The organism is Pantoea agglomerans, from assembly GCF_021397715.1.
Classification (GTDB): domain Bacteria; phylum Pseudomonadota; class Gammaproteobacteria; order Enterobacterales; family Enterobacteriaceae; genus Pantoea; species Pantoea astica.
Map to the genome: position 1 here is coordinate 1,788,332 of NZ_CP090207.1, position 19,313 is coordinate 1,807,644.

Sequence of the window (19,313 nt, forward strand, 5' to 3'; positions counted from 1 at the left end):
TATAAGGGGGCTGCGGAACTGGAGAGTGCTGATAACGGATCGCCAGGGCAGGATAGCTTCGCACCTTGTAGCGCTCGCCCTGCGGGCAGCGTCTCAGGCTCCGCTGTTCAACGGGCTGCGCCCGTTGTCGAACCCCGGCGGGGCTTCTCACCCCCTCTCTTAATTGCGCATAAAGAAGAGCCTGAACTTTCGTTCAGGCTCTTCTTTGAATGTGGCGGTGAGAGGGGGATGAACTCGCTGCGCTCGCCCTGCGGGCAGCGTCGCAGGCTCCGCTGTTCAACGGGCTGCGCCCGTTGTCGAACCCCGGCGGGGCTTCTCACCCCCCTCTCTGAATTGTGCATAAAAAAAAGCCTGAACTTTCGTTCAGGCTCTTCTTTGAATGTGGCGGTGAGAGGGGGATGAACTCGCTGCGCTCGCCCTGCGGGCAGCGTCGCAGGCTCCGCTGTTCAACGGGCTGCGCCCGTTGTCGAACCCCGGCGGGGCTTCTAACCCCCCTCTCTGAATTGTGCATAAAAAAAAGCCTGAACTTTCGTTCAGGCTCTTCTTTGAATGTGGCGGTGAGAGGGGGATTCGAACCCCCGATACGTTGCCGTATACACACTTTCCAGGCGTGCTCCTTCAGCCACTCGGACACCTCACCACATTTTTTCCATTGACCGCGCCGGGTCAACGGGGCGCTACTATAGGGAGTCGGCTGAAAAGGGTCAAGCACTATTTTTCTCTTTTGTTCTATTCGCTTAACCTCTGAACGAATCGATTTAGCCTTGTTCGCTACGCCGGTTTTGTCATCAAACTGAAACCCGGATGACACAAAAAGATCACCCGATCGTCGCAAAATTACCGACTGAAATCATTGGTATTTTTTGCTTACAAGGATCGATTAATGAAAAAGCTTCCTCTGTTTACCCTTTCTCTGCTCGCCTCCGTGATCGCCACGCCGACCCTGGCAGATACCGCCCTTGCTTCCCGCGCGGCGCAGGGTGATATCAGCCAGCACGGCGGGGCGCGTAGGCTGACCGGTGATCAGACTGAGGCGTTAAAAGCCTCGTTACGCAATAGCACCGCAAAAAACGTCATCCTGCTGATTGGCGACGGGATGGGCGACTCTGAAATTACTGCGGCGCGTAACCTGGCAGAAGGGGCGGGCGGCTTCTTTAAAGGCATCGATGCGCTGCCGCTGACCGGCCAGTACACCCACTATTCGTTAGACAAGAAAACCCATAAGCCCAATTACGTCACTGACTCTGCCGCGTCAGCCACCGCCTGGGCGACCGGCACCAAAAGCTATAACGGTGCGATCAGCGTTGACGTAAATGGTCAGGATCAAATGACGTTGCTGGAACTGGCGAAAGCGGCGGGCAAAGCCACTGGTGACGTTTCGACAGCTGAATTACAGGATGCGACGCCCGCCGTGCTGTTCTCACACGTCACCTCACGTAAATGCTACGGACCAGAAAAGACCAGCGAACTCTGTCCAACCAACGCTTTAGAGCAGGGTGGTAAAGGGTCGATCAGCGAGCAATTACTGAAAACCCGCCCGGATGTGACCCTGGGCGGTGGCGCGAAGTCCTTTGCTGAGGTGGCGAAAGCGGGCGAGTATCAGGGTAAAACCCTGAACGAGCAGGCGCAGGCGCTGGGCTATCAGCTGGTCAGTGACTGGCAGGGACTCAATGCCGTAACCCAGGCCGACCAGAAAAAACCGCTGCTGGGCCTGTTCTCGCCTGGCAACATGCCGGTGCGCTGGCAGGGACCCAAAGCCAGCTATCACGGCAATATCGATAAGCCGGTGGTAACCTGCGAAGTGAATAAAGATCGCCCGCTGTCGACGCCTACGCTGGCACAGATGACCGCTAAAGCGATCGACCTGCTGCGTCACAATCCCGATGGTTTCTTCCTGCAGGTGGAAGGCGCCTCAATAGATAAGCAGGATCACGCCGCCAATCCGTGCGGACAAATTGGCGAGACGGTGGATCTGGATGAAGCGGTCCAGCAGGCGCTGGCATTTGCGCGCGAAGAGGGGAATACCCTGGTGGTGGTGACGGCCGATCATGCTCACAGTAGTCAGATCGTCGAGAACGGCACCAAAGCGCCGGGCCTGACGCAGGCGCTGAACACCAAAGACGGCGCGGTGATGACCATCAGCTATGGCAATTCAGAAGAGGATTCGCAGGAACATACCGGTTCACAACTGCGTATTGCGGCGTATGGGCCACATGCCGGTAACGTGGTGGGACTGACCGATCAAACCGATCTGTTCTTTACCCTGGGGAATGCGATGGGGCTGAAGCTGCCCGGTCAGTAAAACCGGGTCGGGGTGGTGGAAACCACCCCGCAGCTGAAAAAACTAGCTCTTCACCTTATTGGCAAAGCTCTTACGCAGTTTCTGCAATTTCGGTGGGATCACCGCCAGGCAGTAACCGTTACGCTGACCGGCACCGTCCCAGTAATCCTGGTGATAGGCTTCAGCCGGATACCACTCTTTGAGCGGCTCGATGGTGGTTACCACCGGCACATCGTGATCGGCCTGCGCGCGTTCAATCGCGGCACGGGCTTCCGCTTCCTGCTCTGCATTGGCCGGGAAAATCGCTGAGCGATACTGGGTACCGATATCATTGCCCTGACGATTAAGCTGGGTCGGATCGTGGGTCACAAAGCTGATATCCAGTAAATCACCGTAGCTGACTTTTTCCGGATCAAAGCCGATGCGGATCGCTTCAGCGTGACCGGTGGCACCGCTGCAGACCTGCTCATAGGTCGGATTTGGCCGGGCACCGCCGGTGTAACCGCTCTCTACCGACTCCACGCCGATCACATCCTTAAATACCGCTTCGGTGCACCAGAAACAGCCACCCGCGATCACTGCATATTCGATTGCCATAATGAATTACTCCTGTCAGGTCGAAAGAGGAGAATGGGGACGAGAGCGCCCGCTTTCAACTAAATCAGCATTTCCGGTTTAAAATCTTTGCTCTTATCCAGCAGCTTATCGCTCATCACGCTGAAGCGGCCTTCACCGGTGTAGTGCAGGGTGGTGGGATAGTCGGGATGTTCGGCAACGTGCGCTTTAACAATCTCAAAAATAAACAGGTTGTAGTTATCGACCATCGAATCGTCGTACAGCTGGCATTCAAAGCTGGCAAAGCATTCGGCAATCATCGGCGCGCGAACTACCTGCGCGGGCTCAGCCGTCAGGCCAAAGGCGTCGAACTTATCCAGCTGGTCACCGTGGCTGTTACCGATCGCCACCACCTGATCAATCAGCGAGGCCGAAGGCACGTTGAGCACGCACTGACCGCTGTTACGGATCAGCTCATGACTGTAGTTCATGCCGGCAATCATGCAGCCGACCAGTGACGGGGAAAATTCAAGCACGGTGTGCCAGCCGAGGGTCATGATGTCGTGCCGATCCTCAAACTGCGAGCTGAGCAGCAGGACCGGACCCGGCTCAAGATATTTACGCGCTTTGCTGACCGGAAAAGCATATTTGTGCATGCGTTGACTCATGGCGGAACTCCCTGAACGGAATGGTGCCACTAAGTGTAGAGCACCACGCCGACGCAGCGGTGGAGCCAACCCGCAGAATGGAAAAAAGCGCTGCCGCGGCGCGGTTCAGCGCGCGTCAGCGTTCGGGCTTAACGGCCAACCCGCGCCTGCAAGGCGGCAGGGTAGCGGTCACCTTGTATCTGGACCGCGTCCAGTGCCTGATTGATGCGCTGTAACTCTTCCGCCGTGAGCTGCAACGCTGCCGCCTGCAGGTTTTCGCTCAGACGGTGCAGTTTCGTGGTGCCAGGGATCGGGACAATCCACGGTCTTTGTGCCAGCAGCCAGGCGAGGGCAATCTGTGCCGGTGTGGCAGCGTTATCCTGTGCGAGAGTGCCGAGCAGATCGATCAGCGCCTGATTAGCGGCCAGCGCTTCAGGCGAAAAGCGCGGCACCTGGCTGCGGAAATCGTCGCTGCCAAAGGTCGTGTCCGGCTGAATGGCGCCGGTCAGATAGCCTTTACCCAGTGGACTGAACGGCACAAAACCGATGCCCAGCGCCTCCAGCGTCGGCAGCATCTCCGCCTCCGGTTCACGCCACCACATCGAATATTCACTCTGCAACGCCGTCACCGGCTGAACCGCGTGGGCACGGCGCACGGTCTGTACGCCAGCTTCGGATAAGCCAAAATGTTTCACCTTACCTTCGGCGATTAAATCTTTAATCGTTCCGGCGACATCCTCAATCGGCACCTCAGGATCGACCCGATGCTGATAATAGAGGTCAATCACTTCCGTTCTCAGCCGACGCAGCGAACCTTCAATTGCCCGGCGAATCTGTTCTGGCCGGCTGTTAAGAATCTGCTGTTTGTTATCCTCGCCAAAAGTGAAGCCAAACTTAGTGGCGATCACCACCCGATCGCGAACCGGTGCCAGCGCTTCGCCCACCACCTCTTCATTCAGCCACGGGCCGTAAACTTCAGCGGTATCGAAAAAAGTGACGCCCTGATCGACGGCGGCGCGGATCAGGGAAATGGCCTGCTGTTTGTCAGTTGCCGGACCATAACCGTGACTCAGCCCCATGCAGCCGAGCCCCAGGCTGGAGACCTCCAGGCCGGACTGACCTAATCTGCGTGTTTGCATTGTTGCTCTCCTCGGAAGTGTTGCGGGAATCGCCTGAGAATAGAGCACATCGCGCGCGCTGATTAGATCCCTGAACAGAGATGAGTTTATGAGTTGTGCTCATTAGTCGTGGGGAAAGGGCGATTTTTAACCTAAGTCCGGCGAGCTTAAGGTTTCCTTAATCTGGCGCGAGGATACTCCAGGGACAACATGAGGAGAATGCCATGAAATCTGCGTCTACTGCGGTAATTGCTGCACCTGCCCGACCTGTCAGTGAATATGCGGCCGTGCTGATCGCCGCCGCAACCGTGATCCTGTTTCTGGCGGCATGGTTCAGCGCCTGAGTTGTCTGCCATCAGAATTTAATCACCGCCCGACAGCCGCTGCGGTCGCGGCGGTTTTCCAAAAAGAACTGAAAGCGATGCAGCTGCACAATGCGGCTGACGATGCTTAACCCCAGTCCAATCCCGCCGTAACGACTGTCCATCCGGATAAAGGCTTTACTCAGCTCACCGCTTTTACTTTCATCAATACCCGGACCTTCGTCTTCCACCGTCAGGGTCGGCTGTGCGCCCGACGCCAGCCGCAGAGTAATCGCACTCTCTTTGGGGCTGTAACGATGGGCATTCTCGACCAGATTACGCAGCAACATTTTCAGCAACGTCGCGTCCCCGCGTACAAACAGCTCCTCTGGCAGATCGAGCGTCAGCGTCTGCTGGTGCGCATCCAGCATGGTGCTTAGCTCCGCCTCCATCGGCAATATCACATCTTCAATCAGCGCCACATTCTGATAGGTGCCGGAGGTAAAAGACTGCCCGGCACGCGCCAGCTGCAACAGCTGCGACACGCTGTGCGTCATCTGATCGAGCCGCTGGAGTAACGGCTGAACATGGGCCTCGCCGTTGCGTTCAATCAGTTCCAGATGCAGTCGTAATCCCGCCAGCGGGGTGCGCAGCTCGTGCGCCACATCGGCGGTAAACAGCCGCTCGCGCTCCAGGCTGTTATTCAGCCGCGCCACCAGCTGGTTGATCGCCTGGGTCACGGCATCGATCTCATGCACCGAACTATGGCAGGCGATCGGGTCCAGATTCTCTTCGCTGCGGTTCTCCAGTTCACGCTGCAGTTGATACAGCGGCCGGGTGATCCATTTCACCGCCTGATAGCAGAGCAGCAGCGTCAGCGTAATCATCACCAGACTCGGCACCGCCAGGCTGGCAACCGCTTCATGCACCTCTCTTTCGACGTGGCGATCCATATTGCGCTTCTGCAACTGCGCTTCGACCAGAAACTGAATCTGTTCTTTACTCTCATGCCACAGCCAGACGACGCTGATCACCTGGAACACCAGCAGAATCAGGCCAATGGTCAGGATCAGGCGAAAACGCATACTGCGATGATCGATCCGGGATTTCATGGTGCCTCGCGCATCACGTCAGTCGTTACCAGCGCATAGCCGAAACCGCGCACCGTGCGGATCGCACTTTTGCCGATTTTGTCACGCAGATTATGAATGTGAACTTCCAGCGTATTGGTAGACGGCTCGGTTTCCCAGTTATAGATATCCTGATAGAGGATTTCGCGGTGCACCGGGTTACCTGCCTTCAGCATCAGGCGGGAGAGGATGGCATACTCTTTGGGCGTCAGATCCAGCAGCGTTCCGGCGAGTGAGATCTGGCGATGCGTCATATCCAGCGCCAGCGCGCCGACCATCAGATGACTGTCGCCCTGATTGACATGGCGGCGGATCAGGGCACGAATGCGTGCCAGCAGCTCCTCCAGCGAGAACGGCTTAATCAGGTAATCATCGGCACCGGCATCCAGCCCGGCAATACGTTCACTGATGGTGTCACGCGCGGTGAGAATCAGTACCGGCGTCATCTTCTTCTGCCGGCGCAGACGCAGCAGAAAATGCAGTCCGTCTTCATCCGGTAAACCGAGATCCAGCACCACCAGACTGTAAAGTCCGCTGGCAAAATGCGCTTCAGCATCGCGCACCGTGGTGACGCCATCACAGACGTAACCTTCGCCCTCCAGCGCCAGGATCAATCCCTGCAACAGCAGAGCATCATCTTCTACGATCAGAATCTTCATTGTGGTCGGCTCCGACACATCGTCAAAATGTCATCCGCGGGTACATATTCGTGGGTCGCGGTGCCGGTTAATCCCAGCATGGTTGAGAACAGATTATCCTGTGAAAAATCGTCTGTCGCCGCCAGTCTGGTCAGGCAGCCACGATTAATCGCATAGCGCTGCTGATAATCCTCTGACAGCCAGATCAACATCGGCACATGTTTTTGCGTCTCCGGGGCAATCGCGTAGGGCAGGCCATGCAGGTATTCGCCATTTTCGCCCAGCGATTCACCGTGATCGGAAAGATAGACCAGGCTGGTGGTAAAGCGATCCTGATGGGCACGCAGCAGGTTAATCGCCTTATCCACAATGTGATCCACATTCAGCAGCGTATTGTCATAAGTATTGACCAGCTGTTGCTGCGAACAATCCTGAATCTGATTGGTATCACAGGTCGGGACGAACTGACGCAATTCCGGCGGATAGCGGTGGCTGTAGGTCGGGCCGTGGCTACCAATGGTGTGCAGCACAATCACCGCATTGCCCTTAATCTGGTTAATGTAGTCATCCAGGCCATGAAACAGTACGTCGTCGTAACATTCACCGTTAATACACATGCCAGGCAGATTCAGGCTGGTCATATCCTGATGCGGCACCCGGTCGCAGGCGCCTTTACAGCCGCCATCATTCTCATTCCATAACACGCTGATGCCCGCCCGCTGGATGATATCCAGTAACCCTTCCTGATGCGCCGCCAGTACATCATCATAATGTGCGCGCGGCATATTAGAGAACATGCAGGGCACCGAAACGGCAGTGGCCGTGCCGCATGAGGTAGTGTGCGGAAAATAGATCACATTATCTTTTGCCAGCAGCGGGTTGGTCTGACGGGCGTAGCCGCCCAGCGAGAAGTTCTGCGCCCGTGAGGTTTCCCCGACGATCAAAATGGTCAGATTCTGTTTACCGCCGCTGAGCCGATCGGGCTGCTGATGGGCATCTTCGCCAATGCGCACCAGCGGCAGGTTCTCCAGTTGCTGATGCTTATACCAGGAGAGGCTGGCGGCGATGCTGTTTGACGGGCTAAGCGCCTTCACCAGTTCGCGGTTATTGCGAAACAGCGAGGCGTAATCTTTATAGAACAGCAGCGCAACCAGCAGGATCACCGCCACGGAGATCATGATGCTGAGCAGTCGCTGCACCACGCCACGCCAGTGCTGTTTCTTCAGCCGCGGCCAGAACACCAGCAGCGCCATCAACAGGCCCGATGTCAGCAGGGTAAACAGCAGTTGTGGGGTGATGAGCGCAAAAGATTCCGACGCGGTGGTATCCATCATATTGGTGATCATCGAGCGATCGACCACGATGTTATAGGTCTGGATAAAAAACTGTGCGCTGGCGGAGAGCAGGATAAACAGCGCAATCAGCAGCCGGTCCAGCCAGAGAAACGAGGCGAGGGTGATCACAATGTTGATCACGCTAAACGCCACCAGCGGCATAGAGAAAAAGACCAGCGAGGCGTGCAGGCTGGTCAGTGGCATCAGAGCCAGCACCTGACGGTAATAGGCCAGATTAAGGAAAACCGAGATATAACAAGCCGCAAGGATCAGCAAAGTGAGGCGGCTGATAACCGGCCGGTTCAGTGTAAATGCCATGTTGAGAAATATCCGAATATCAATTGTGTGCTGAGAGTGCACTTTCAATATTAGGAATACCTTAAGACGCTTAAGGTTGGCCCGGCTCCGGTGGCTCAGCCGCGCTACACAAGGGCTATTCCCCATCCATTGGCTGCAAAAAAAGGAATGAAGAGAAAATAACCCGCCTTTCAGCGTTGGCAAGGCTGGCTGACTTAACCGCAGCGGCTGGCATGAAACCTGCATCTTTCTGGCAAAGCCACTATTACTGTCTACACTTAATCGGGTGATGTTCTCAGTCAGCCAGTATTGTCAGTAATGAGCTTGCAAGTTTGAGGAGAGTGACCTATCGAATCGCCCGGCTTTATCCCTCAATCGCCACGTTATCAGAATTTCCCTCTTGCTGACCCTACTGCGTCAGGACATCCTTGATTTGAACTCAAATTTCCAAATTCAGGAGAAGTGACGTGACCCAAGCGGTAGATACCTCTGACGCGTTCCCGACACTCGATGGCGGGCTTTATGCCTTCTTTTTTGATGTCGATGGCACGCTGGCAGCGATACAGTCCCGTCCCGAAGCGGTGTTTATTCCTGAACAGGTCGTTGACCAGTTACAACAACTCTCCGCACTCAGTCAGGGTGCGCTGGCGCTGGTCTCTGGCCGGCCGATTGAACAACTCGATGCTCTGGCCGCGCCGTGGCGCGGTCCTGCCGCTGGCGTACACGGTGCCGAGCGCCGTGACGCCGACGGCGAGATGCAGCGCATCAGCCTGCCGGTTGAGGTTGAACAGGAACTCCGGACGGAACTGCAAAACGCGATGGCGTTATGGCCTGGCACCCAGCTGGAAATCAAAGGCATGGCCTTTGCACTCCACTATCGCCAGGCGATGCAGCATGAACAGGATGTGATGCGACTGGCTGAGCAATCTGTAAAACGTTTTCCAGGACTGGCGCTTCAGCCGGGGAAATGTGTCGTTGAAATTAAACCTTTAGGGATTGATAAGGGCGCTGCCATTCGCGATTTTATGCAACAGGTGCCTTTTGCCGGACGCATTCCGGTATTTATTGGAGACGACCTGACAGATGAGAAAGGCTTTCTCGCGGTTAACGCCATGCAGGGCATCTCTATTAAGGTCGGCGAAGGTTCCACTCAGGCCCGCTATCGATTAAACAATGTCGAGGCGGTATATGGCTGGCTGGAACGAACATTATTACGATTAAAGCAAGACAACGTCGGTAAGGAGTTTAGGTTATGAGTCGTTTAGTGGTTGTATCTAACCGTATTGCCATTCCAAATGGGGCTAAAACCAGCGCAGGCGGCCTGGCCGTTGGGATTCTGGACGCGTTGAAAAGCACAGGCGGACTGTGGTTTGGCTGGAACGGTGAAATCAGCGAGTTCTCAGGCGAAGAAGAGGACGATGTTACCGTCCAGCAGCATGAAGGCATTGAGTATGCCTCCTTCCCGTTAAGCCAGAACGAATACGATCTCTACTATTGCCAGTTTTCCAATACCGTAATCTGGCCCGCCTTCCATTATCGTCTTGATCTGGTGCAGTTCCAGCGCGAAGCCTGGGACGGCTATTGCGAAGTGAATGATGCGGTGGCCCAGCGGTTAAAACCGTTGATTGAGCCGGATGATATTCTGTGGATCCACGATTATCACTTCCTGCCGTTTGCCGCAGCGCTGCGTCGTGCCGGTATTAATAACCGCATCGGTTTCTTCCTGCATATTCCTTTCCCGACGCCAGAGATATTCAATGCGCTGCCACCGCACAAGGAACTGCTGGAAATGCTGTGCGAGTATGATCTGCTGGGTTTCCAGACCGAATCAGATCGGGTTGCTTTCCTCGACAGCGTCAGCCAGCTGACACAGTTGCAGAATAAAGGGGATAAGAAGCATCGCGCCTTCGGCAATACCTTTATGACCGAGGTTTATCCGATTGGGATTGAACCCGACAGTATTAAAGAGATGGCTGAAGGGCCGTTGCCACCGAAAATGGCGGCGATGAAGAAAGAGCTGGGCGACGCGCGCAACATTATTGCCTGTGAGCGCCTCGACTATTCCAAAGGTCTGCCTGAGCGTTTCCTGGCGTATGAAGCGCTGCTGGAGAACTACCCCCAGCACCGCGGTAAAATTCGCTACTCACAGATTGCGCCGACCTCACGCAGTGATGTGCAGGCCTATCAGGATATTCGTCATCAGCTGGAAACCGAAGCAGGGCGCATCAACGGTAAATACGGCACGCTGGGCTGGACGCCGCTCTACTATCTCAACCAGCACTTTGATCGCCGGCTGTTGATGAAAATCTTCCGCCTGACTGATGTCGGTCTGGTAACGCCGCTGCGTGACGGGATGAACCTGGTTGCGAAAGAGTATGTGGCGGCGCAGGACCCGGACGATCCGGGTGTGCTGGTGCTGTCGCGCTTCGCCGGTGCCGCCAATGAGCTGACCTCTGCGCTGATCGTCAATCCTTATGACCGCGATGAAGTGGCGGCGGCGCTCGACAAAGCGATTACCATGCCGCGCACTGAAAGGATTTCACGTTATAACGACATGATGGCGGTGCTGCGTAAAAATGACATTACCGCCTGGCGTGAAAACTTCCTCAAAGACCTCTATCGCATCGCCCCTCGCAGTGCCGACCATGGTACGGCGAACAAGGTCGCAACCTTTCCTAAACTGGCCTGATTAAACGGCCTGAACCCGTTCTGACGGGCAACGACATCTTTGGGTGTCGTTGCCCTTTTTTACAGCCAGCACCGGCTGTGCTCGCCGGTTACATTCCGTCATGCTCACTGCCACAATCTTTACCCTGGCTGGCGTTCGCTTTACGCCGCTTCACCCGGCACAGGGCTCCAAAAAAAGCAAACGGTCAAAAAAACCACTGATAAGCGTATCAGGCGGCTTTCTTTAATTTTTAAACTCAAGTTTTTCTTCCCGCTGCCGATACTGACTAAGCCTGATTAAACCCTTCCCCGATTCATTCATCCTGCTTATGTAACTCATTGTTACATCTGGTGTCGTATACTAAACATCCAGCGGTAACTGTTAACGCTTGGTTGCCAGTTGAAGTCAGTACTGCCGTATAAACCTTAACGCTTTCATTACTCACCCTCTGCGATACTCACCCTAAGTGACTAATTACAAAGTGATTCTCTGCCGCTTCGTTCAGCATAATATGCTGGCTTAGCCGTTTTAAATGGTTCTAAATAGGGTGTTAAATCGATTAACACTGACAATAGATCGACGCCGTCTCAAAGCCTCGAATAGAGCTGCTTTTACCCCCTATTAAACCTTTCTCAGGACCAATTCGACTTAAAATCGGCTTTTTTCGCTCAAAAATTGAACAACAGACAAAGGATCGTAAAGGGTTGCTGAAGAAATTTGCCTTAAAAGTGTGATCTGCGTCACACTTTATCTAAAATTTCACAGTACTGTCGTTGTATGTCGAAATCAGACGATATAGATTTGCCTTGTTTTCGGAATAGTCTTAAAAAATGTAAGAAGACGTCACGGAAGATGGTCAGAACTCGAAAATAAAATGGCCTGGATTTTTGACTTTCGGTGGGTCATGAACCCACACATAAGATGAAGGCGAAAAGCAGTGACATTGGCTTCACATGACATTTTTTTTGCCATCTTTAGATTTACCAAACAGCAGCTCAATACGCAGATAATAATCTGTGGTGAAGTTACGTCGCGTCTCTCAGGATGGAAAAATGGGTACATCTGAATTACTAAAACATATTTACGATCTCAACTTGTCATATTTACTGCTTGCGCAGCGATTAATTAACCAGGAAAAAGCTTCGGCAATGTTTCGCCTCGGTATCGATGAGAAAATGGCGGACGCATTATCTGAATTAACACTGCCTGAAATGGTAAAAATGGCGGAAACCAATCAATTGGTTTGCCAGTTCCGTTTTACCGATAGCAGCACAATTAATCGCCTGACGCAGGAATCACGCGTGGATGATTTACAGCAAATCCACACCGGCATTTTATTATCGAGCCGTTTACTGCGTAACGCGTCTAAAGATGACGTGCCTGCTAAAAAGAGGGCGATGTGATGACTGAGAAAAGTATTGTTCAGGAAGCGCGTGATATTCAGCTCGCGATGGAGCTGATTACCCTGGGCGCGCGTTTACAGATGTTAGAAAGCGAAACCCAACTGAGTCGTGGTCGTCTGATTAAGCTCTATAAAGAGCTGCGCGGTAGTCCGCCACCGAAAGGCATGCTGCCTTTCTCTACCGACTGGTTTATGACCTGGGAGCAGAATATTCACGCTTCCATGTTCTGTAACGCCTGGAAGTTTTTACTGAAAACCGGACTGTGCAACGGCGTCAACGCCGTGATTAAAGCCTACCGGTTATATCTCGAACAGTGTCCGCAATCGGACGAGGGCCCGCTGTTGGCGCTAACGCGTGCATGGACCCTGGTGCGATTCGTTGAAAGTGGCATGCTGGAACTGGCCGATTGCAAAAGCTGTAATGGCAGCTTTATTAATCACGCCCATCAGCCGGTTGGCAGCTTTGTCTGCAGCCTGTGCCAGCCGCCATCACGTGCCGTAAAAAGACGTAAACTTTCTGCAGATTCTGCCGATATGTTTCCACAACTGCTGGATGAACAGGTTAAACGCGCCGTTTAAGTTTGTTCGCACTGTGGAAGCCATCCAGCAGCGGTTAATACCGCTGCTTTTTTTTTGCTTCCGTTTTACGAATAACACCTGCGGCTCTCTGGCTTAACTTCCACCAACACGTTACGGACGTAAGGATTTCTTGTGCTGATAATTTTAGGTTATTTGATTGTTTTAGGCTCCGTGTTGGGCGGATATGCGCTGGTGGGTGGCCATCTTGGCGCACTTTATCAGCCGGCTGAATTATTAATGATCGGTGGCGCCGGGGCCGGTGCTTTTTTAGTGGGCAACAACGGCAAGTCGATTAAAAAAACCCTGAAAGCGTTACCTTTGTTATTTCGCGGGTCAAAATATAACAAAGCGGTTTACATGGACCTGATGGCGCTGCTCTATCGCCTGATGGCCAAGTCCCGTCAGCAGGGGATGTTGTCGCTGGAACGCGATATTGAAGATCCCAGCCAGAGCGAAATTTTCGCTAATTATCCGCGTATTCTTGCCGATAAACAGTTAGTGGATTTTATTACCGATTATTTGCGTCTGATGGTCAGCGGCAACATGAACGCCTTTGAGATTGAGGCGCTGATGGATGAAGAGATTGAGACCTACGAACACGAGTGTGACGTACCGGCGCAAAGTATAGCGGCGGTCGGCGATGGTCTGCCGGCATTCGGTATCGTGGCGGCGGTAATGGGCGTGGTACATGCCCTGGCTTCCGCCGATCGTCCGGCGGCGGAACTGGGTGCGCTGGTGGCTCATGCGATGGTCGGAACATTCCTCGGCATTCTGCTGGCGTATGGCTTCATTTCGCCGCTGGCGTCGGTACTGCGCCAGAAATGTGCTGAAACCACCAAGATGATGCAGTGCATCAAAGTGACGCTGCTCTCCAGCCTGAATGGCTACGCGCCTCAGATTGCGGTGGAGTTTGGTCGTAAAACGCTCTATTCCGCTGAACGTCCCTCATTCAGCGAACTGGAAGAGCACGTACGTAACGCGAAGAACCCGGCTAAACAGACTTCGGATCAGACCTCATGAAGCATGGCAATCGCCCAATTGTGCTGATCAAAAAGCGCAAACATAAAGGACATGAAGGCAGCCACGGGTCGTGGAAAATTGCCTACGCCGACTTTATGACGGCGATGATGGCATTTTTTATGGTGATGTGGCTGCTCTCCATCGCCAACCCGCAGGAGCTGGTGCAGATCGCTGACTACTTTAAAACGCCGCTGAAAGTGGCGATAACCGGTGGCCAGCGCAGCAGCGACAGCGACAGTCCGATTCCTGGCGGCGGCGACGATCCGACGAAAAAGATCGGTGAAGTGAAGAAAGTGGTCGATATGGATGAGCAGAAACGCAAGCTGGACGATATTCGCCTTAACCGGCTGCGGGAAAAGCTCGATCAGCTGATTGAAGCCGATCCGCGTCTGAAAGCGTTACGTCCGCATCTGATCATCAACATGGTGGAAGAAGGGCTGCGCATTCAGATTATCGACAGCCAGAACCGCCCGATGTTTAAGACCGGCAGGGCCGAGGTGGAGCCCTATATGCGCGATATTCTGCGCGCCATTGCGCCGATCCTCAACGGCATTCCCAACCGTATCAGTCTGGCCGGCCATACCGATGATTTTCAGTATGCCAGCGGTGATAAAGGGTACAGCAACTGGGAACTCTCAGCCGATCGTGCCAACGCCTCGCGGCGTGAACTGGTGATTGGCGGGTTAGACAGCGGCAAAATTTTGCGCGTGTTAGGCATGGCCGACACCATGCGCCTGAAAAATCGTGGCGGGAATGATGCGGTTAACCGTCGCATCAGCCTGCTGGTGTTGAACCACGACACCGAAGCGGCAATAGAAAAAGAGAACGCAGAAAGTGATGCCGTCCAGATCAGCGATCCGGCGGCCATTGAACAAATTACCGCACCGTCAGCTCCCCAGGGCAGCGCGGTGAATACAGCAGCCCCCTCACAGCCGAGGTGATCCCCGTGAGTATGGACATCAGCGATTTTTACCAGACGTTTTTTGATGAAGCCGATGAGCTGTTAGCGGATATGGAACAACACCTGTTGGGTCTCGACCCGCAGGAACCAGATTCTGAACAGCTTAACGCCATCTTCCGCGCCGCCCACTCGATTAAGGGTGGCGCCGGAACCTTTGGTTTTACGGTATTACAGGAAACTACTCACATCCTGGAAAACATTCTGGATGGTGCTCGTCGCGGCGAGATGCAGCTCAGCACCGACATCATCAACCTGTTTTTGGAAACCAAAGATATTATGCAGGAACAGCTCGATGCTTATAAAACCGCGCAAGAGCCGAACGCGGAGAGCTTCAAATATATCTGTGAAGCGCTGCGCCAGCTGGCGCTGGAGGCCAAAGGTCTGCCGGTTGAAGCACCGGTCAGCGTGGCCGCCGTTGCCAGCGCAGCACCGGCCAGCAGTGCGCTGCGCGTGCAGCTGATCGATCTGAAAGAGAAAGAAGTCGATCTGATGCTGGAAGAGATGAGCAATCTCGGCACCCTGACTAACGTCCAGAAGGGCAGCAACACGCTGGATGTCTGCATTGATGGCGTCGGCAAAGATGACATCGTGGCGGTGCTCTGCTTTGTGATTGATGAAGCGCAGATTCGCTTCCCGCAGGCGGAAGAGCCGGCACCGGTGTCAGCGCCAGCGCCTGTTGCGCCGGTGGTAGCTGAAGTGCAGACCGCCAGCGTCACCGAACTGCCAGTGGCCGCGGTGAAACGCGAAAGCAAACGCGCTGCGGCACCGGCCAAATCAAGCGAATCCACCAGCATCCGCGTGGCGGTTGAGAAGGTCGATCAGCTGATTAACCTGGTCGGCGAACTGGTGATTACCCAGTCGATGCTGGCGCAGCGTTCCGGTGAACTCGATCCGGTGGCGCACGGTGACCTGCTGAACAGCATGGGTCAGCTGGAGCGTAATGCCCGCGATCTGCAGGAATCGGTGATGTCGATTCGTATGATGCCAATGGAATATGTCTTCAGCCGCTTCCCGCGTCTGGTGCGTGACCTGGCGAGCAAGCTCGGCAAAGAAGTGGAGCTGACGCTGCTCGGCAGCTCAACCGAACTCGATAAGAGCCTGATTGAACGCATCATCGATCCGTTAACGCACCTGGTGCGTAACAGCCTCGACCACGGTATCGAATCGCCGGATAAACGTCTGGCGGCCGGCAAAGTGGCAACCGGTAACCTGACGCTGTCGGCGGAACATCAGGGCGGCAACATCTGTATCGAAGTCTCTGATGACGGTGCCGGTCTGAACCGTGAACGTATTCTGGCGAAAGCGCTCTCATCCGGCTTGCCGGTCAGCGAAAGCATGAGCGACGAAGAGGTCGGGATGCTGATCTTCGCGCCTGGCTTCTCAACGGCCGAGCAGGTCACCGACGTATCAGGCCGCGGCGTCGGCATGGATGTGGTGAAACGAAACATCCAGGAGATGGGCGGTCACGTCGAAATCGCCTCGAAGCAGGGCAAAGGCACCACCATCCGTATCCTGCTGCCACTGACGCTGGCGATCCTCGACGGCATGTCGGTTCGGGTGGCGGATGAAGTCTTTATTCTGCCGCTCAATGCGGTGATGGAATCGCTGCAGCCGCGTGCTGAAGAGCTGAAACCGCTGGCCGGTGGCGAGTGCGTACTGGAAGTGCGCGGTGAGTATCTGCCGCTGGTCGAACTGTGGAACGTGTTTGAGGTGCAGGGGGCGAAAACCGAGGCCACCCAGGGCATCGTCGTCATTCTGCAAAGCGCGGGCAAGCGTTACGCGCTGCTGGTCGATCAGCTGATTGGTCAGCATCAGGTGGTGGTGAAGAACCTGGAAAGTAACTATCGCAAAGTGCCGGGCATCTCCGCCGCCACCATTCTTGGCGATGGTAGCGTGGCGCTGATTGTCGATGTTTCAGCACTGCAATCACTGAACCGTGAAAAACGTGTGGCTGGCGCTGCCGCCTGATTGATAACGAAAGGGTAAATAACATGAATGGAATGGCAACCGTGACAAAAATCGCTGGCGAAACTGTCGGCCAGGAGTTTCTGGTCTTCACGCTGGGTGATGAAGAGTACGGCATCGATATCCTGAAAGTTCAGGAAATTCGCGGTTACGATCAGGTAACGCGTATCGCAAATACCCCTGAATTTATTCGCGGCGTCACCAACCTGCGTGGCGTGATCGTGCCGATTATCGACCTGCGGGTGAAGTTCTCCCAGCCCGATGTCGAATACAACGATAACACCGTGGTGATCGTGCTGAATCTGGAGAATCGCGTGGTCGGGATCGTGGTGGATGGCGTTTCTGACGTGCTGTCACTGACCCAGGATCAGATCCGCCCTTCACCGGAGTTCGCCGTCACCATGTCAACCGAGTACCTGACCGGTCTCGGCGCGCTGGGCGATCGCATGTTGATTCTGGTTGACATTGAGAAGCTGCTGAGCAGCGACGAGATGGCGCTGGTGGATAACCTGCGTAGCGCCTAAGCGTCACGTCACAGGCCGGTTATGTCCGGCCTGTGACAGTTTTACAGCTGAATAATTTCTTATTTTTCAAATAATAAACTCACTTTCTTCTCTAATTTCCCGCACGCACCTGCCGATAATCACGTTGCTGCTTTATCACTTACATTTTCCAGGGTTAATCATGTTAACGAAAATTCGCGTTGTCACCAGCCTGTTGCTGGTATTGCTGATGTTTGGGCTGTTACAGGCCTTTTCCGGCTCCGTTTTTTATTCGGCACTCAGCCATGACAAGCGTAGTTTTGCCGTGTCGCAGCTGGCGATGCAGAACACTCAGGCTCTCAACGATGCCTATATGAGTCTTAACCAGAGCCGGGTCTTACTCACCCGCATTCAGCTGCGCTTTGCCACCAGTAAACTGGAAGGAAAAGACGCCGACGTTGCCGGACTGTTTGACGACAGCAAAGCCTTTCAGCAGGCGGCCGCGGGCTATTACAAAGTCTTTAAGGAGACGCCCGATACCCCAGGGCAAAATCTGCAACTCAATGACCAGCTGGATCAGCGCTACAGCGCCTATGCTACGGCATTAAACGATCTGCAGACCGCACTGCAGGCCAACGATCTGGTGGCGGCTGGCAAAGCGCCGGTGGCACCGGGCCAGAGTGCGTTTCTGAAGCTCTATACCGACTGGCGCGCCGATCAGAACCGACTGACCACGCTCGGCGTTGAAGAGAACAGTTCTGCTTACAGCCGGATGCTGTGGATACTGGGCACCATCATGGCGGTAGTAGCAGGTGTGATCGTCCTGTGCTGGTTCGGTCTGCGCAAGGTATTAATTACTCCACTGAACACGAACATCACCCATATTCAGCACATCGCGCAGGGCGATCTGACCCAGCCGATCGCGGTTGAAGGGCGTAACGAGATGAGCCAGCTGGCGGCCAGCCTGCATGATATGCAGCAGTCACTGGTGCGCACGGTGAGCAACGTGCGCGAAGGGTCTGATGCCATTTTTACCGGTGCCAGCGAAATTTCTGCCGGCAATAATGATCTCTCTGCCCGTACTGAACAGCAGGCCGCCTCTCTGGAGCAGACCGCCGCCAGCATGGAGCAGCTGACCGCCACGGTGAAGCAGAACGCAGACAATGCGCGTCAGGCGTCGCAGCTGGCGCAGACCGCCTCAGAAACCGCGCAGAAGGGCGGCAATGTGGTGGATGGTGTGGTGAAAACCATGCGCGACATCGCGGGCAGCTCGAAGAAAATTGCTGATATCACCAGCGTGATTGACGGCATCGCCTTCCAGACCAACATCCTGGCGCTCAACGCCGCGGTGGAAGCGGCGCGGGCCGGAGAACAGGGTCGCGGTTTTGCGGTGGTAGCGGGTGAAGTGCGCAATCTGGCCCAGCGCAGCGCCCAGGCCGCCAAAGAGATCAAAGGACTGATTGAAGACTCGGTTAACCGGGTCAATGCTGGCTCCCAGCTGGTGGGAACCGCCGGTGAAACCATGAGCGATATCGTCAGTGCGGTGACCCGCGTCACCGACATCATGGGCGAGATCGCCTCGGCGTCCGATGAGCAGAGTCGCGGTATCGATCAGGTGGGTCAGGCGGTTACCGAGATGGATCGGGTCACCCAGCAGAACGCCTCGCTGGTCGAAGAGTCAGCGGCGGCCGCGGCCTCGCTGGAAGAGCAGGCCAGCCGTCTCAGCCAGTCAGTGGCGGTGTTTAAGATCCAGCGCGCGTCTGGCGGGCAGACGCTGACGAAGCATCTGCCGATTGCCGCGCCGGTGACCGCTCTGGCACCGCGTAAAGCGCTGACCGCACCGGTTAGCGACACTCACTGGGAAACCTTCTGATCGACCGCACGCCCCGTCTGCCTCCAGCCGGGGCGTGCACCTGCGCCTTATCCCGCCAGCC

The 19,313-nt window shown here is 55.0% G+C and carries 16 protein-coding genes, 1 tRNA gene and 1 other RNA gene; 10 read left to right on the forward strand and 8 right to left on the reverse strand.

Annotated features, from left to right (window positions below):
- Positions 1–212: 212 nt before the first annotated feature.
- Positions 213–341: non-coding RNA, RtT sRNA (locus LZU96_RS08385), on the reverse strand.
- 211 nt (positions 342–552) lie between these two features.
- Positions 553–640 (reverse strand) — tRNA-Ser (locus tag LZU96_RS08390).
- A gap of 243 nt (positions 641–883) precedes the next feature.
- Here LZU96_RS08390 and phoA point away from each other — a divergent pair.
- The gene (gene phoA, locus LZU96_RS08395) at positions 884–2,302 is read left to right on the forward strand and encodes an alkaline phosphatase (RefSeq protein ID WP_233987852.1); all 1,419 of its coding nucleotides are present in this window, start codon (positions 884–886) and stop codon (positions 2,300–2,302) included.
- A gap of 42 nt (positions 2,303–2,344) precedes the next feature.
- Here phoA and msrA read toward each other — a convergent pair whose 3' ends face one another.
- The 6 genes from msrA to eptA all read right to left on the reverse strand — a co-directional run bounded on the left by msrA (position 2,345) and on the right by eptA (position 8,323).
- Entirely contained in the window at positions 2,345–2,878 is a 534-nt protein-coding gene (gene msrA, locus LZU96_RS08400; RefSeq protein WP_031376424.1) for a peptide-methionine (S)-S-oxide reductase MsrA, read from the reverse strand.
- 59 nt (positions 2,879–2,937) lie between these two features.
- Positions 2,938–3,504, reverse strand: coding sequence for a flavin reductase family protein (locus LZU96_RS08405; protein ID WP_233987853.1), 567 nt, complete (start codon positions 3,502–3,504; stop codon positions 2,938–2,940).
- A 128-nt stretch (positions 3,505–3,632) separates the two neighbouring features.
- Positions 3,633–4,622: an aldo/keto reductase gene (locus LZU96_RS08410; RefSeq protein ID WP_233987854.1), complete on the reverse strand. Its 990-nt coding sequence runs from the start codon at positions 4,620–4,622 to the stop codon at positions 3,633–3,635.
- Between the two features lie 334 nt (positions 4,623–4,956).
- A complete protein-coding gene (pmrB, locus tag LZU96_RS08415; RefSeq protein WP_233987855.1) occupies positions 4,957–6,015 on the reverse strand; it encodes a two-component system sensor histidine kinase PmrB in 1,059 nt (352 codons plus the stop codon).
- Positions 6,012–6,692, reverse strand: coding sequence for a two-component system response regulator PmrA (gene pmrA, locus LZU96_RS08420; RefSeq protein WP_233987856.1), 681 nt, complete (start codon positions 6,690–6,692; stop codon positions 6,012–6,014). Before pmrA ends, pmrB begins: the two co-directional genes overlap by 4 nt.
- The gene (gene eptA / locus LZU96_RS08425; protein ID WP_233987857.1) at positions 6,689–8,323 is read right to left on the reverse strand and encodes a phosphoethanolamine transferase EptA; all 1,635 of its coding nucleotides are present in this window, start codon (positions 8,321–8,323) and stop codon (positions 6,689–6,691) included. Before eptA ends, pmrA begins: the two co-directional genes overlap by 4 nt.
- A 446-nt stretch (positions 8,324–8,769) precedes the next feature.
- Between eptA and otsB the strand changes: the two genes are divergently transcribed.
- The 9 genes from otsB to LZU96_RS08470 all read left to right on the forward strand — a co-directional run bounded on the left by otsB (position 8,770) and on the right by LZU96_RS08470 (position 19,252).
- A complete protein-coding gene (otsB, locus tag LZU96_RS08430) occupies positions 8,770–9,558 on the forward strand; it encodes a trehalose-phosphatase (protein ID WP_233987858.1) in 789 nt (262 codons plus the stop codon).
- Positions 9,555–10,991: an alpha,alpha-trehalose-phosphate synthase gene (gene otsA, locus LZU96_RS08435; protein ID WP_233987859.1), complete on the forward strand. Its 1,437-nt coding sequence runs from the start codon at positions 9,555–9,557 to the stop codon at positions 10,989–10,991. Before otsB ends, otsA begins: the two co-directional genes overlap by 4 nt.
- Before the next feature lie 1,031 nt (positions 10,992–12,022).
- Positions 12,023–12,373, forward strand: coding sequence for a flagellar transcriptional regulator FlhD (gene flhD / locus LZU96_RS08440; protein WP_233987860.1), 351 nt, complete (start codon positions 12,023–12,025; stop codon positions 12,371–12,373).
- Positions 12,373–12,951 (forward strand): flagellar transcriptional regulator FlhC, encoded by a 579-nt coding sequence (gene flhC, locus LZU96_RS08445; RefSeq protein ID WP_233987861.1) that lies wholly within the window; start codon positions 12,373–12,375, stop codon positions 12,949–12,951. Before flhD ends, flhC begins: the two co-directional genes overlap by 1 nt.
- A 132-nt stretch (positions 12,952–13,083) precedes the next feature.
- Positions 13,084–13,971 carry a flagellar motor stator protein MotA gene (gene motA / locus LZU96_RS08450; RefSeq protein ID WP_094121232.1) on the forward strand — a complete coding sequence of 296 codons (888 nt, stop codon included), beginning with the start codon at positions 13,084–13,086 and terminating at the stop codon, positions 13,969–13,971.
- Entirely contained in the window at positions 13,968–14,912 is a 945-nt protein-coding gene (gene motB / locus LZU96_RS08455; protein WP_233987862.1) for a flagellar motor protein MotB, read from the forward strand. Before motA ends, motB begins: the two co-directional genes overlap by 4 nt.
- An 11-nt stretch (positions 14,913–14,923) precedes the next feature.
- Entirely contained in the window at positions 14,924–16,900 is a 1,977-nt protein-coding gene (gene cheA, locus LZU96_RS08460) for a chemotaxis protein CheA (protein ID WP_233988160.1), read from the forward strand.
- 23 nt (positions 16,901–16,923) lie between these two features.
- A complete protein-coding gene (gene cheW / locus LZU96_RS08465) occupies positions 16,924–17,421 on the forward strand; it encodes a chemotaxis protein CheW (protein ID WP_233987863.1) in 498 nt (165 codons plus the stop codon).
- Between the two features lie 160 nt (positions 17,422–17,581).
- On the forward strand, positions 17,582–19,252 hold the full coding sequence (locus tag LZU96_RS08470; RefSeq protein ID WP_233987864.1) for a methyl-accepting chemotaxis protein: 1,671 nt from the start codon (positions 17,582–17,584) through the stop codon (positions 19,250–19,252).
- Positions 19,253–19,313: the final 61 nt, after the last annotated feature.

What these genes read in the sequence shown, in the direction of transcription:
- cheW (WP_233987863.1), top strand. Translation starts at nt 16,924, where the DNA reads ATGAATGGAATGGCAACCGTGACAAAAATCGCTGGCGAAACTGTCGGC.
- eptA (WP_233987857.1), bottom strand. Translation starts at nt 8,323, where the DNA reads ATGGCATTTACACTGAACCGGCCGGTTATCAGCCGCCTCACTTTGCTG.
- LZU96_RS08410 (WP_233987854.1), bottom strand. Translation starts at nt 4,622, where the DNA reads ATGCAAACACGCAGATTAGGTCAGTCCGGCCTGGAGGTCTCCAGCCTG.
- otsA (WP_233987859.1), top strand. Translation starts at nt 9,555, where the DNA reads ATGAGTCGTTTAGTGGTTGTATCTAACCGTATTGCCATTCCAAATGGG.
- LZU96_RS08470 (WP_233987864.1), top strand. Translation starts at nt 17,582, where the DNA reads ATGTTAACGAAAATTCGCGTTGTCACCAGCCTGTTGCTGGTATTGCTG.
- motB (WP_233987862.1), top strand. Translation starts at nt 13,968, where the DNA reads ATGAAGCATGGCAATCGCCCAATTGTGCTGATCAAAAAGCGCAAACAT.
- pmrA (WP_233987856.1), bottom strand. Translation starts at nt 6,692, where the DNA reads ATGAAGATTCTGATCGTAGAAGATGATGCTCTGCTGTTGCAGGGATTG.
- pmrB (WP_233987855.1), bottom strand. Translation starts at nt 6,015, where the DNA reads ATGAAATCCCGGATCGATCATCGCAGTATGCGTTTTCGCCTGATCCTG.
- msrA (WP_031376424.1), bottom strand. Translation starts at nt 2,878, where the DNA reads ATGGCAATCGAATATGCAGTGATCGCGGGTGGCTGTTTCTGGTGCACC.
- LZU96_RS08405 (WP_233987853.1), bottom strand. Translation starts at nt 3,504, where the DNA reads ATGAGTCAACGCATGCACAAATATGCTTTTCCGGTCAGCAAAGCGCGT.
- flhC (WP_233987861.1), top strand. Translation starts at nt 12,373, where the DNA reads ATGACTGAGAAAAGTATTGTTCAGGAAGCGCGTGATATTCAGCTCGCG.
- cheA (WP_233988160.1), top strand. Translation starts at nt 14,924, where the DNA reads ATGGACATCAGCGATTTTTACCAGACGTTTTTTGATGAAGCCGATGAG.
- flhD (WP_233987860.1), top strand. Translation starts at nt 12,023, where the DNA reads ATGGGTACATCTGAATTACTAAAACATATTTACGATCTCAACTTGTCA.
- phoA (WP_233987852.1), top strand. Translation starts at nt 884, where the DNA reads ATGAAAAAGCTTCCTCTGTTTACCCTTTCTCTGCTCGCCTCCGTGATC.